General features: G+C 72.8%; 10 protein-coding genes. 3 read left to right on the forward strand and 7 right to left on the reverse strand.

What is annotated here, in order from left to right; all coding sequences use genetic code 11:
* Nucleotides 1-116: 116 nt before the first annotated feature.
* Nucleotides 117-1,628 (reverse strand): alpha/beta hydrolase, encoded by a 1,512-nt coding sequence (locus tag ACWCWD_RS03680; RefSeq protein ID WP_450769959.1) that lies wholly within the window; start codon nucleotides 1,626-1,628, stop codon nucleotides 117-119.
* Between the two features lie 148 nt (nucleotides 1,629-1,776).
* Nucleotides 1,777-2,601 (reverse strand): hypothetical protein, encoded by an 825-nt coding sequence (locus tag ACWCWD_RS03685; protein WP_450770362.1) that lies wholly within the window; start codon nucleotides 2,599-2,601, stop codon nucleotides 1,777-1,779.
* 178 nt (nucleotides 2,602-2,779) lie between these two features.
* On the opposite strand from ACWCWD_RS03685, the gene ACWCWD_RS03690 reads away from it, so the two are divergent.
* On the forward strand, nucleotides 2,780-5,071 hold the full coding sequence (locus tag ACWCWD_RS03690) for an MMPL family transporter (protein ID WP_450769961.1): 2,292 nt from the start codon (nucleotides 2,780-2,782) through the stop codon (nucleotides 5,069-5,071).
* Nucleotides 5,072-5,147: 76 nt separating this feature from the next.
* On the opposite strand, the gene ACWCWD_RS03695 is transcribed toward ACWCWD_RS03690, so the two are convergent.
* From ACWCWD_RS03695 to ACWCWD_RS03705, 3 genes are all read right to left on the reverse strand, one after another.
* Nucleotides 5,148-6,734 carry a DEAD/DEAH box helicase gene (locus ACWCWD_RS03695; protein ID WP_450769962.1) on the reverse strand — a complete coding sequence of 529 codons (1,587 nt, stop codon included), beginning with the start codon at nucleotides 6,732-6,734 and terminating at the stop codon, nucleotides 5,148-5,150.
* A 281-nt stretch (nucleotides 6,735-7,015) separates the two neighbouring features.
* The gene (locus ACWCWD_RS03700; RefSeq protein ID WP_266706811.1) at nucleotides 7,016-7,219 is read right to left on the reverse strand and encodes a cold-shock protein; all 204 of its coding nucleotides are present in this window, start codon (nucleotides 7,217-7,219) and stop codon (nucleotides 7,016-7,018) included.
* A gap of 279 nt (nucleotides 7,220-7,498) precedes the next feature.
* A complete protein-coding gene (locus ACWCWD_RS03705; RefSeq protein ID WP_450769964.1) occupies nucleotides 7,499-7,879 on the reverse strand; it encodes a MerR family transcriptional regulator in 381 nt (126 codons plus the stop codon).
* 598 nt (nucleotides 7,880-8,477) lie between these two features.
* On the opposite strand from ACWCWD_RS03705, the gene ACWCWD_RS03710 reads away from it, so the two are divergent.
* Both ACWCWD_RS03710 and ACWCWD_RS03715 read left to right on the forward strand, forming a co-directional pair.
* A complete protein-coding gene (locus ACWCWD_RS03710; RefSeq protein WP_450769965.1) occupies nucleotides 8,478-8,795 on the forward strand; it encodes a hypothetical protein in 318 nt (105 codons plus the stop codon).
* A gap of 89 nt (nucleotides 8,796-8,884) precedes the next feature.
* Nucleotides 8,885-9,739, forward strand: coding sequence for a GNAT family N-acetyltransferase (locus ACWCWD_RS03715; protein WP_450769967.1), 855 nt, complete (start codon nucleotides 8,885-8,887; stop codon nucleotides 9,737-9,739).
* Nucleotides 9,740-9,752: 13 nt separating this feature from the next.
* Here the strand turns inward: ACWCWD_RS03715 and ACWCWD_RS03720 are convergent, their stop codons facing one another.
* Both ACWCWD_RS03720 and ACWCWD_RS03725 read right to left on the reverse strand, forming a co-directional pair.
* A complete protein-coding gene (locus ACWCWD_RS03720) occupies nucleotides 9,753-11,534 on the reverse strand; it encodes a SpoIIE family protein phosphatase (protein WP_450770363.1) in 1,782 nt (593 codons plus the stop codon).
* A gap of 161 nt (nucleotides 11,535-11,695) precedes the next feature.
* A complete protein-coding gene (locus ACWCWD_RS03725) occupies nucleotides 11,696-12,412 on the reverse strand; it encodes an alpha/beta hydrolase (RefSeq protein WP_450769969.1) in 717 nt (238 codons plus the stop codon).
* Nucleotides 12,413-12,523 lie beyond the last annotated feature (111 nt).

The following is a 12,523-nucleotide window of genomic DNA, read 5'->3' on the forward strand; positions in this document are numbered from 1 at the left end:
CCTGCAAGAGCCCGCCGCCCGGGCGGGGGACGGACACGCGCCCCGGTAGACCCGTGAGTCCGCGGGTCCGCGGGTCCGCAGGTGCGCCGTCCCCGCCCACGGGAGCCCTTGAGGCCTCAGTCCGCGCAGTACGTGTCCCGCGCCGGTCGCCGTCCCGTGGTGAGGAAGGTGTTCACGGTCCGGTCGCCGCAGGCGTTGCCGTTGCCGAGGTACATCCCGTGGCCGCCGTGCTCGACGGTGACCAGGCGGGCCTTCGCGCCGAGCGCGGCGCGCATCTTCAGGGCGCCGCTGTACGGGGTGGCGGGGTCGCGGAGGCTCTGGATCATCAGGATGTTCGAGGGACCGTCGTGGGTGAGCGCGGCCGGCTCGTCGGCCGGCGGGTTCTGCCAGAACGAGCAGGGGGTGATGTTGGCGGGCATCCCCGCGGTCAGCGGGTACCGCTCCCGGTCGGCGGCGGCTTCCTCGCGGTACGCGTCGGTGTCGGCGGGCCACCGCACGTCGTTGCAGATGACCGCGACCATCAGCGCCGCGTCCTGGTCCGGCAGCGGGTGGACCAGCTCCGGCGGCAGTACGGGGACGGCCGCCGGGTTCTCCACCGACCGCACCAGCGCGGCGAACCCGGCGAACGCGGTGTCGGAGTACAGGGCGTTTTGGAGCGTCTGGCGCAGCCCGTTCCCGGTGAGCGGGGCGCCCGGGACGCTGGACTCCCGGGGGGAGCGGTCCAGGCGGGCGGCGAGGTCCAGGAGCAGCGGGCCGACGTCCTCGGGGCGTTCGGCGAGCCGCAGCCCGTCCGTCTCGCGGGCCGGGTCGGAGGCCCATGCGGCGAAGTCGGGGAAGCGGTCGGCGGCGCCGCGCGCCATGTTCGCCAGCCATCCGCGCTCGACGCGTGCCGGATCGGGGTCGCCGCTGCTGTCGAGCACCAGCCGGTCGACCCGCTCGGGGTGGGCCTGCGCGTACTGGGCCCCGATGTAGGTGCCGTACGAGACGCCCCACGCCGAGACCTTCCGTTCGCCGAGGGCCTGCCGGAACCGGTCGAGGTCGCGGACCTGGTTGGCGCTGGTGAAGCTGCGGAGCACCTCGCCGCCGTTGCGCGCGCAGGCTTCGGCGGTACGCCGGGACCGGGCGATGTTCTCGTCGATCGAGCCGTCGGCGGCGGGCCAGGACCGCAGGGCCGTGAGCATGCGGTCGTCCTCGGCGAGTCCGCAGCCGGCCTTGGTGGAGCCGCCGACCCCGCGCGGGTCGAGGGAGACCAGGTCGTAGCGGCCCTCGGTGGACTCCCGCAGGGCCGCGCCCTTCTGCGTCAGCCGCTGGACGCCCGAGCTGCCGGGCCCGCCGGGGATCACCATCAGCGTGCCGCGCCGGGCGCCGGGCCGGTCGGTGCGCAGGCGGGAGACGGCCAGGGTGAGGGTGGGGCCGTCCGGGCGGGCGTAGTCCAGGGGTACGGGGAGGTCCGCGCACTCCTGTCCGGCGAGCCCGCCGGTGCAGGGCCGCCACTCCAGGGTGGGGGAGGCGGTGCGGGCGGGGCGGGCGGCGGCCTGGGCCGAGGGGGTGACGGCGGCGGTCAGGGTCACCGCGAGGGCGGCGGCGAGGATTGCGGCCGACCGTGCGTTGTTCCGGTAAGTAGCCATGGCAGAAGGGTGGTTGACGGGGCGCCGCACACCCATCCGGCAGCCGGGAGACCCGGGGTGGGGCAAGCCCCCGCCGGGTGGCCCCCCTTACGGTGGCCGAGCGCTCCGGTCGGCCACTGAGCACCGTGGCCGGCCGGAGCCGCGTCGGCTACGCGGTCCTGCGGGCCGATCGGGGCTGGGCGCGCAGAGCGGGCAGGCGGGCGCTGTCGTCCGCTTCGGCCAGGCTCTCTCCCAGGGCCAGCAGGGAGAGGAGCCGCAGTGGCCGCCGGGCCGCGGCGGCGGCCTCGGCCTTGTGGTGGCCGTCGAGGAGGAAGTGGGTCAGGCCCCAGTGAGCGGACGGGTCGTCCGCCAGGCCGAGGGCGGGCCGGCACACGTCCAGCGTGGAGACGGCCACCGCCGTGGGGGTCGTTCCCCGCTCCATGAGCGCGGCGTACTCCTCGACCCGGTCCCTCTCGTTCCAGGTCGGGGGGACCATGGGCACGATGAACTCGTAGAGGTGGGCGTCCTCGTCGACCGGGGTCTCGAAGGTCCGGTAGTACGGGGTGTGCGGGTACTCCGGGAGGCCCCAGAACTGGTCGACGCCCCACGTCGTGACCTGCTCGCCACTGAAGTAGTCACCGTCTCCGCCGGGGATGACCAGCGTGGGTTCCACGTCGAGGAGCAGCGGAAGGTACTCGCCCTCCGGCAGCAGCGCGCCGAACGCGTCGATCACGCCGCCGTCGTCCGGATCGTCCAGTGCGGCCGCGAGCCGCTCCTGCACGCTCTCCAGGGACAGCTTCTCCGTCGCGCCTTCCAGCCGGCGGAACAGCAACGGGCAGGTTCCGCAGTAGAAGCTGAGCTCGAAGGCGGGCTTGTCGTCGACCATCAGCAAGCGGCGGCGCGGCCCGCCGCTGTCGTGCAGTTCCGTCCCGAAGCGCAACCGTGCCTCGGAGGCAGGGACGCCGAGGCTGCGGGTGGCGCTCTTCTTGATCATCACGGACCGACCGTAGATGACGCGCTGAACAGGCTCCACCGAGTAGCCCGCTCCGTCACACTGCGACAGCCCCCGCCCCGCCGTCACCCGTTCCCCCCGCCCCCGCGTGCCTCCCCGTCCGAACACGCATTGAATGAAGCGCCTTGGAGTGCCGTCCAGGAGGCCATCGGGAGGTCCCATGCCGTCGTCACCGGCCGCGAAGTCCGTTCCGGCCCCGCGCCGCGAGGGCGGGGCGCGGCGCCCGACCGGGGGGCTGCGCCGTCTCGGGTCGTGGTGCGCCCGGCACTTCGTGATCGTGCTGGTGGTGTGGGTGGTGGCGCTGGCGGGGCTCCAGGCGCTGGTCCACGCGTACGGCGGTGACTACTCCGACGACTTCTCGCTCCCCGGCACGCAGTCCCAGGACGGGCTGGACGTCCTCAAGGCGCACGCGCCGTCCGCCGGGGGGTACAGCAGCCAGATCGTCCTGCACGACGCGGACAAGCCCCTCACCGACTTCTCCGGCCAGGTCTCCTCGGCGGTCGGCAGTCTCGAAAAGCTGCCGGACGTCCTCTCCGCGCAGAACCCGCTGCCGCCGCCCGGTACCCAGCCGACCCCGCCGCTCACCGGGACGCCGAACACGGGGCCGCTCTCCACGGACGGGAAGACGGCGTACATCACGGTCCGTTTCAGCGTGCAGCCCTCGACGCTCGGTTCGGGTTACCTGCACGGGGTGGACCAGGCGGTGCAGCCGCTGCGTTCGGCCGGGGTGCAGGTGGAGTACGGGGGTCCGCTCGGCGAGCTGGCGCGCCCCGAGGCCGACGACCGCACCAGCGAGGCGATCGGGTTCGGCGTGGCGATCCTCGTCCTCCTGATCGGCTTCGGCAGCCTGCTCGCCGCGCTCCTCCCGCTGGTCACGGCGTTGTTCTGCGCGGTGTGCGGGCTGGCGCTGCTGGGGCTGCTGGCGTCCTTGTGGACGTTCGCCACGGTGTCTCCGACGCTCGCCACGATGATCGGCATCGGGGTCGGCATCGACTACGCGCTCTTCCTGGTGACCCGGCACCGGCAGAACCTCATGGACGGCGAGGATCCGGCCACCGCCGCCGGGAACGCCGCCGCGACCAGCGGGCGGGCGGTGCTGCTCTCCGGGTGCACGGTGATCATCGCGCTCTCCGGGCTCTGGGTGTCCGGCATCGGTTTCATCGGGAAGCTGGGGCTCGCGGCGGCGGTCACCGTGGTCACCGCGGTGATCGGCGCGCTGACCCTCGTACCCGCCCTGCTCGGGCTGATCGGCCGGCACATCGACCGGGTCCGGGTGCGCAGGCCGATCGCCGAGACGGACGCGGCGCCGGGCGAGACCGCGCACGGCGGCTGGCACCGGTACGCGGAGCGGGTGGAGCGGCGGCCGTGGTGGTTCCTGGTGGGCGGGGTGGTGGTGCTGGCGGTGCTGGCGTTCCCGCTGTTCTTCATCCAGTTGGGGCACATCGGCGACGGCGCCGACCCGAAGTCGTTCACCGACCGGCGGGCGTACGACCTGATGTCGTCCGCGTTCGGACCCGGCTCCAACGGCCCGCTGACCCTGGTGATCGACCAGAGCGACGTGTCGCAGGCGGACCGGGCGGCGCTCTCCTCGCAGGCGCAGCAGGCCCTCACCGGGGTGACCGACGCCGCGAAGATCACGCAGCTCACCGCCACCTCGGACGGGGACGTGCTGACCGCGACCGCGTACTCCGTCGCCGCCCCGCAGGACGAGCGGACCACCGCCCTCACCAACGACCTCACCGACACCGTGCTGCCGAAGGCCGTGGCGGGCTACCAGGCGCAGACGTACGTCACCGGCACGACCGCCGCCCAGGTGGACTTCCTGGACATCGTCTCCAGCCGTCTGCCGCTGATCATCCTGGTCGTCGTCGGGCTGGCGTTCCTGGTGATCCTGGTGGTCTTCCGGGGGCTGCTCGTCGCGGTGAAGGCGGCGGTGCTCAACGTGCTGTCGATCGCCGCCTCGTACGGGGTGGTGGTCGCCGTCTTCCAGTGGGGCTGGGGCGGTCCGGCGCTCGGTGTGTCGGGCGACGTGCCGATCGAGAGCTACGTCCCGATGATGATGTTCGCGATCGTCTTCGGGCTGAGCATGGACTACGAGATCTTCCTGCTCTCCCGCATCCACGAGGCCTGGCTGCGCACCGGGGATCCCCGGGGCAGCGTGGCGCACGCGCTGGAGATCACCGCCCGGGTCATCACCTGCGCGGCGCTGATCATGGTGAGCGTCTTCGCGGCGTTCCTGATCAGCGACAACATCGTGGTGAAGATGCTGGGCCTGGGCCTCGCCGCCAGCGTGCTCATCGACGCGACGGTCGTACGGCTGCTGCTGGTGCCCGCCGTGATGACGCTGCTGGGCCGGGCCGCCTGGTGGACGCCCCGGTGGCTGGACCGCCTGCTGCCGCACGTGGACGCGGAGGGCACGGCCACGGACGCGGCGCCCGCCCGGAAGCCCTGACGGCGGTACGTACGACGGCGCCCCCGCCCACCGGTCGCGAAGACCGGGGACGGGGGCGCTTGTCCCGCTGTACGGGTTACGCGGCGCGGTTGGCGCGGCGCACCGCGGCGGCGGCGCGCGCCTCGGGCGTCGGCAGGTCGGTACGGCGGCCCCGGCCGGAGCCCGAGCGGGCACCGGCGCCCGGACCGCGGCCGCGGCCCATGAAGGCACCGCCGCGGGACTTGCCGGAGGACTTGGGCCGCTCGGACGGCGGGCTGCTGATGGTGACCGGGACACCGGACGGGGTCCGGGCGCCGGTGATCCGGCTCAGCTCGGCCTCGCCGGACCGGACCTGGGCGACCTGCGGGGTGATGCCGGCGTCCTGCATCAGGCGGGTCATCTCGCGGCGCTGGTTGGGCAGCACCAGCGTGACGACGCTGCCGGACTCGCCGGCGCGCGCGGTACGGCCGCCCCGGTGCAGGTAGTCCTTGTGGTCGCTCGGCGGGTCGACGTTCACCACGAGGTCGAGGTTGTCGACGTGGATGCCGCGCGCCGCGACGTTCGTGGCGACCAGCACGGTGACGTGCCCGGTCTTGAAGCGCTCCAGGGTGCGGGTGCGCTGCGGCTGCGACTTGCCGCCGTGCAGCGCGGCGGCGCGGACACCGCTGGCCAGCAGGTGGTCGGTGAGCCGGTCCACGGCGTGCTTGGTGTCCAGGAACATGATCACGCGGCCTTCGCGGGCGGCGATCTCCGTGGTGGTGGCGTACTTGTCGGCGCCCTGCACGTAGAGCACGTGGTGCTCCATCGTGGTGACGGCACCGGCGGCCGGGTCGACGGAGTGCACGACCGGGTCGTGCAGGTAGCGCCGGACCAGCAGGTCGACGTTCTTGTCGAGGGTCGCCGAGAAGAGCATCCGCTGCCCCTCCGGGTTCACCTGGTCGAGCAGCTCGGTGACCTGCGGCATGAAGCCCATGTCGGCCATCTGGTCGGCCTCGTCGAGGACCGTGATGGTGACCCGGTCCAGCTTGCAGTCGCCGCGCTCGATGAGGTCCTTGAGCCGTCCCGGCGTGGCGACGACGACCTCGGCACCGCCGCGCAGCGCGCTGGCCTGCCGGCCGATCGACATGCCGCCGACGACGGTGGCGAGCCGCAGCTTCAGCGACCGGGCGTACGGGGTGAGCGCGTCGGTCACCTGCTGCGCCAGCTCACGGGTGGGGACGAGGACCAGGGCGAGCGGCCGGCGGGCGTCCGCCCGGCGGCCTTCCGTACGGGCCAGCAGGGCGAGGCCGAAGGCCAGCGTCTTGCCGGAACCGGTGCGGCCGCGGCCGAGGACGTCGCGTCCGGCGAGCGAGTTGGGGAGGGTGGCCGCCTGGATCGGGAACGGCACGGTGACGCCCTCGGCGACGAGGGTCGCCTTCAGGGGCGCGGGCAGCTCCATCGCGTCGAAGGTCTCGACCGCCGGGAGGCCCGGGTTGATCGTGACGGGCAGGGCGAACTCGCTCTTGCCCGCGGGCCTGCGGCTGCCCTGGCCGCCGGAGCGGCGCGGTCCGCCGCCGGAGCCGCCGGGACGGCCCCCGCCGGAATACCTCGGGCCGCCTCCGAAACCGGAGCCGCCGGAGGAGGAACCACCGGATCGGGTGCGGGAAAACCTGTCGTTCGAGCGGGGCGTGCGATCGCGGTTCATGGAGAACCTTTCCTCGATGGGCACGTATCGAGGGATTCTCTGTGAAGAGCGGCGACCGAAAGGGCGCCCAGAATCGCAAGAACGAGCCGATGAACGGGACAAATACGGAAAACAGGAGAACCGGGAGCGGAACTCCTGTCGAAGAACAAGAAACGCCGGATGAACAGGCGAATAAGAAATCCGGCCCCCAGGGACATCATCCCGCACGGCCGGAAACGCCAACGAGCCGGGGCCCGCACCCCAAGGTGCGGGCCCCAGCTGCGTGGAACGTCTGCGCGAGATCAGGCAGGAGTGATGTTCTCGGCCTGCGGGCCCTTCTGGCCCTGGGTGATGTCGAAGTTCACCTTCTGGCCCTCCTGCAGCTCGCGGAAGCCCTGGGCGGCGATGTTCGAGTAGTGGGCGAAGACGTCAGCGCCGCCACCGTCCTGCTCGATGAAGCCGAAGCCCTTTTCCGAGTTGAACCACTTCACGGTTCCAGTAGCCATGTCAGTCTCCTTGGGGGCATAACCCGCGGACACGCACTGTGCGTATCCAACGTCGCCGTGATGATTACCCCGTCCGGGATGAATACCGGAAATACAAAACCGCACCCACCGGTGTACGACCGGCAAGAGCGCGTGAAGTTCTTGGGAACCACAACTGCAACTACAACAACCGTAGCACGATGCAAGCAAAAGAGGGCGGTACGTAATTACGTTCCGCCCGGGGCGCCATAAATTCTCCTCGCGCATTGTCCGTAAATCTGCCTCGGCGGGGGCAGATATTCAGGAGTCGCCGGCACCCTCGGGGCCCTGGGACCCGCCGGGCCCGTCGGGGCGGCGCCCGCCCCGGGCCGCGCGCAGCTCTTCGTTGAGGCGGAGCGCTTCTTCGAGCTGGTCCTCCAGGATCACGATCCGGCAGGCCGCCTCGACCGGTGTTCCGCTGTCCACCAGCTCCCGGGCACGGGCCGCGATGCGGAGCTGATAGCGGGAGTAGCGGCGGTGGCCGCCCTCGGACCGCAGGGGCGTGATCAGCCGGGCGTCTCCGAGCGCCCGCAGGAAGGCGGGTGTCGCGCCGATCATCTCGGCGGCCCTCCCCATCGTGTACGCGGGGTAGTCGTCGTCGTCCAGACGGTCGACGACGTGCTGTGTGGCTTCCGGGGGCATAGCACCTCTTCCGGGACCACCTGGGGCGAGACCCGGGAGGCGGCCTGTCCGCTCCCCGGGGACACCTGCGGGTCCCAGAACACTTGTGTCCAGATCAGTCAGCTCTATCGTAGCCGCGACAGTTTTTCCCGTCTCGTGGAGCGAGGCTTTCTCCGCCGCCCGCGTGCCCCCTGCACGCACCCGTTGGGCCGTACGGGGTTACTCGCGCAACCACCCTCCACGGGCCCCACCGCTCCCGCCCGGCACACCGGACGACCGATCGACCGGTCGAAGTGAGCTGACCTACCGGTCAGTTGTCGCCAAGGGCGGGGCGGGGCCATAATGCACACGTAGCCCTTCACGCATCCCCCGTCGTGAGGGGCTACGTCATGTTCCGGCCCCTAACCCGGCCCCGCCGAGGGCGACTTGACGACCGCCACGCGGCCGGGATCACCGCACGTCAGAGGCGTCCGAGCGCCTGCCACCAGGCCGGAGGCGCACCGGAAGCGGGCGGGGCGGGCTGCGTTTGCGGGCCGTCCGCAAGGCCGGTTACGTGGAACGGGTACGACTCCGGGCCGCGCGCGACGGGTCCGGGCCGGTGCCACAGGAAGGACGCGAGATGTCCGGAAAGAGGTCCCACAAGGCCCTGAAGTCCGGGAAGCACGGCAGCAGGCACGAGCAATCCGACTCCGGCGGCTTCGAGGAGTCCGGGGAGCAGGCGGCGTCGGGTCCGTCGAAGGTGCGCCTGCTGCTCAAGGTCGGTACCGGCAGCCTCGCCGTGGTCCGCGCGGTGAAGCGGGTACGCCGCACCACCGGGCGGGCCGACAAGTTGCTCGCCGCGGACTCCGTGGCGGGTCTGCTGCCGATGATCACCTCGGTGGCCATCGTGGTGCGCCAGCTGCGGCGTAAACCGCCGTCCGCGCACGCCACTCCTTAGGGCAGTTTCCGGGGCGCGTCGGGCTCATCGGGGCCGTAATCCCGCGAAGCCGCCCCGGTGTGCCCGCCCGTCCGGGGTACGACTGGTCCGTGTCCACCTTCGAGATCACCACCGCGAGCGCCGACGACATGCCCACCCTGGCGGCCTGGGCCCACGAGGAGGGCTGGAACCCGGGCCTCGCCGACGAGGGCCCGTTCTTCACCGCCGATCCCTGCGGCTTCCTCATCGGCCGGCTCGACGGGGAGCCCGTCACCTCGGTGTCGGTCGTGCGCTACGGCACCGGCTACGCCTTCCTCGGCTTCTACCTCACCCGCCCCCACCTGCGCGGACAGGGCTACGGGCTGCGCACCTGGCGGGCCGGTACGGCACGCCTGAGCGGGCGCACCATCGGGCTCGACGGGGTGCCCGACCAACAGGCCAACTACCGCAGGTCCGGCTTCCGTACGGAGTGGAGCAACGCGCGGTACGAGGGGTTCCCGGCAGCCGGGGCGCGGCTTCCGCCGGGGCTGCGGCTGGTGGATGCCCGCTCGGTGCCGTTCGACCGGCTGGCGGCGTACGACCGGCGGTTCTTCCCGGCGCCGCGTGACGCCTTCCTCGCGGCGTGGATCACCGCGCCGCGTCGCACCGCGCTCGCGGTGGTGCGGGAGGAGGACGGCGCGGTCGAGGGGTTCGGGGTGGTGCGGGCGTGCCGTGCCGCCGCCCGGGTCGGTCCGCTCTACGCGCCTTCGCCGGACGTGGCGGCGGCGCTGCTCGGCGCCCTCGCGGCCACCGTGCCCGGGGTGCCGGTGGCGGTGGACGTGCCCGACATCAACCCGGTGGGGGTGCGGCTCGCGGAGCAGCTGGGGCTGCGGCCTGCGTTCGGGACGTCCCGGATGTACGCGGGGCCGGTTCCGGAGTTCGACCGGGGCGGGGTCTACGGGCTCACCAGTCTGGAGCTGGGCTGACCGGTGTCCCGCTTCAGGGAGTGCCGCCGCCCTGGATCAGGCGGGGTCCGGAGGGAGGGCGGGGGCCGTCCATGAGGTGGTCGATGCCGACGTCCTCCCGGATGCGGGAGGCGAGCACGGCGATGTCGTCGTCGGCGTCCGCCCCGAACCGGTCCAGGACCTGGTCGAGCAGGTCCTCCAGATCCCCGCTCTCCGGCATGGTCAGGGTGGTGAGCCGCTGGAGGGAGACGTCGATGTCCTCGCCCCGGCGCTCCACCAGCCCGTCGGTGTACATGAAGAGGACCGTTCCGGGGCGGCAGGGCACCACCTGGGTGCGGTAGCCGCCGAAGCCCATGCCGAGCGGTGGGCCGGGCCGCACGGGGATCACTCGGGACCGCTGTGCGTCCGGGTCGATGAAGACGGGCGGCAGATGGCCCGCGCTCGCCACTTCGCACCACCCGTTGTAGCGGTCGACGACGGCGAGCAGGCAGGTGGCGGCCCGGTCCACGCCGGAGCGCTGCACCATCGCGTCGAGCTGTTCCAGGATGCGGTGCGGGGGCAGGTCCTCCCCCGCGAGCATCCGCAGCAGCGAGCGGTAGTGGCTCATCGCGACGGCCGCCTCGACGCCGTGGCCCATGACGTCGCCCATGGCCTTGAGGTGGCGGCCGTCGCGCAGCGGTACGACGTCGAACCAGTCGCCGCCGACCACCGCGCCCCGGTCGGCGGGCAGGTAGCGGGTGGCGACCTCCACGTGCGGGTGGGCGCCCCGGGGTTCGGAGAGCAGGGACGCCTGGAGCTCCCGGGCGATGGTGTGCTCGCGGTCGTAGCGGCGGGCGTGGTCGAGGTCGGTCGCGGCCCGGTTGGCGAGTTCGCTCGCGACGAGGATGTCCTCGTCGTCGAAGGGGCTCGACCGTTCCGACCGGACCAGGCTCAGCACCCCGACCGACACCCCCCGGGAGGCCAGCGGGACGGCCAGGGCGGAGCGCAGTCCGGAGGCCCGGTAGGCGGCGATCATCTCGGCGGTGGCCCCGGCGCGGCCGTACTCGTTGGCGTCGCCCAGATCCCTGGCGAGGGGACGGCCGGTCGCCAGGCACTGGGAGACGACCGCGTCCTCCTCGAAGTCGATGTACTCACCCGCGTGGGTGAAGAGCGCCGCCCCCTCTTCGTGGGGAGGGGCGGCGGCGTACCCGGCGCGCCGCATCCGCAGGATCCCGGCCGGTGCCTGCCGGACGGTGTGCCCGACCTCGGGCGGGAAGACGTCCACGGCCGCGAAGTCGGCGAGGGCGGGGACGACGAACCGGGCGAGTTCCTGGCAGGTGGTGTCCATGTCGAGCGTGGTGCCGATGTTGACGGCGGCGGTCGCGAGGAGGCTGAGGTGCCTACGGGCTCGGGCCAGCTGCCGCTCCTCGTTCTTGACCTCGCTCATCTCCAGCAGGATCGCGACGACCCCGACCGGTTCGCCGTTCTGCTCCAGCCGGTGGTACGCGGCCTGCCAGTAGCGCTCGTCGTGGAGGGAGATGCCCCAGGACTGGCCCTGGGTGACGGAGACGCGGGGCACTCCGTCGAGGAGCACCAGCCGCATGACGTGGTCACGCGCATCGAGGTGGGGCAGCACTTCCTGGACCGTACGGCCGAGGTGGGCGGCGGCGGGGAGGCCGTTGAACTCCTCCAGCGCCGGGTTCACGTAGACGTACCGCAGGCGGGTGTCGAAGGCGGCGATCCCGGCGGGGGAGCCGTCGGCGAAGGCGGCGACGGCTGCCAGGTCGACCGGGGGGACGGCGGCACCGGCGCCGGGAGCTGAAGCGTCCGGGCGCACGGGCGGCGGTTCCTCGTCGGATCTGCCCTGCACCGGAACCTCCCGCCGTCGCCGTCGTCGCCCTGGTCGGCCCGCCCGCTCGCTCGTGACCTGCCGGAACCCCATCCTCTGCCGCGCCCGGGGGCCCCGCATCCGGGGGACGGACGGCACCCCGGGGGGGTTCAGCGTGCGGGGAGCCCGTCGAAGTCCAGCGTTCCGGCTGTCGCCTCCGCGCCTGCGGGGAGCCGCAGCACCTCGGCGACCGGCCAGGGCACCGGGGTCAGCCCGAGCAGGCCGGTGACGAGCTCGGTCGTGGTGCGGTGCCAGGCGGAGGCGCGGCGGATCATCGCGTGGTCGCTGTTCCGCATGGTGATCAGGCAGGTACGGGCTCCGGCGCGACGGGCACGGGTGACGAGGGACTGGGTCGCCTGCGGGCTGGTGACGCCGTCGCGGGTGCTGTGCAGCAGCACCACGTCACGGCCGGACAGCTGGGTGACCGGGTCGCCGGGCGGGCACCAGGGGGCGAGGCCGACGACCCCGCGTACCAGCGGGTGTCCGCCGGCGCGCAGGGCGGCGCGGGCGCCCATGGAGTGGCCGAGCAGGATCACCGGCAGGTCCCCGGCCTCGTCCTGGAGCACGTCGAGGGCGTGCACCGCGTCGTGGAAGGCGTCGTCGCGCTCGCCGTTCCACCCCCGGTGGCCGTACCGCACGCCGCGTACGAGTACGGGGCCCGCCGCTCCCCCGGTCCCGTGGTCGACCGTCGCCCGGACGAGGGACCGGATGAACGGCCACATCCGGAGGCCGGGCAGGTTGAGCAGACCGGGCGGGGGCGGTCCGGTCCCCTGGGCCCGGCCGCCGTGCAGGACGAGCACCGCCGCCGAGGGCATCTGCGGGGCCACGCACACCTCCTGGGTCGCGGACCGGTCGTGTACCGGTTCGTGGGCTGGTCGTGGACTGGTCGTGGACTGGTCGTGGAACGGTTCGCCCTTACGAGGAGCATGCTCGTGCCG

Source organism: Streptomyces sp. NPDC001493 (assembly GCF_053597235.1).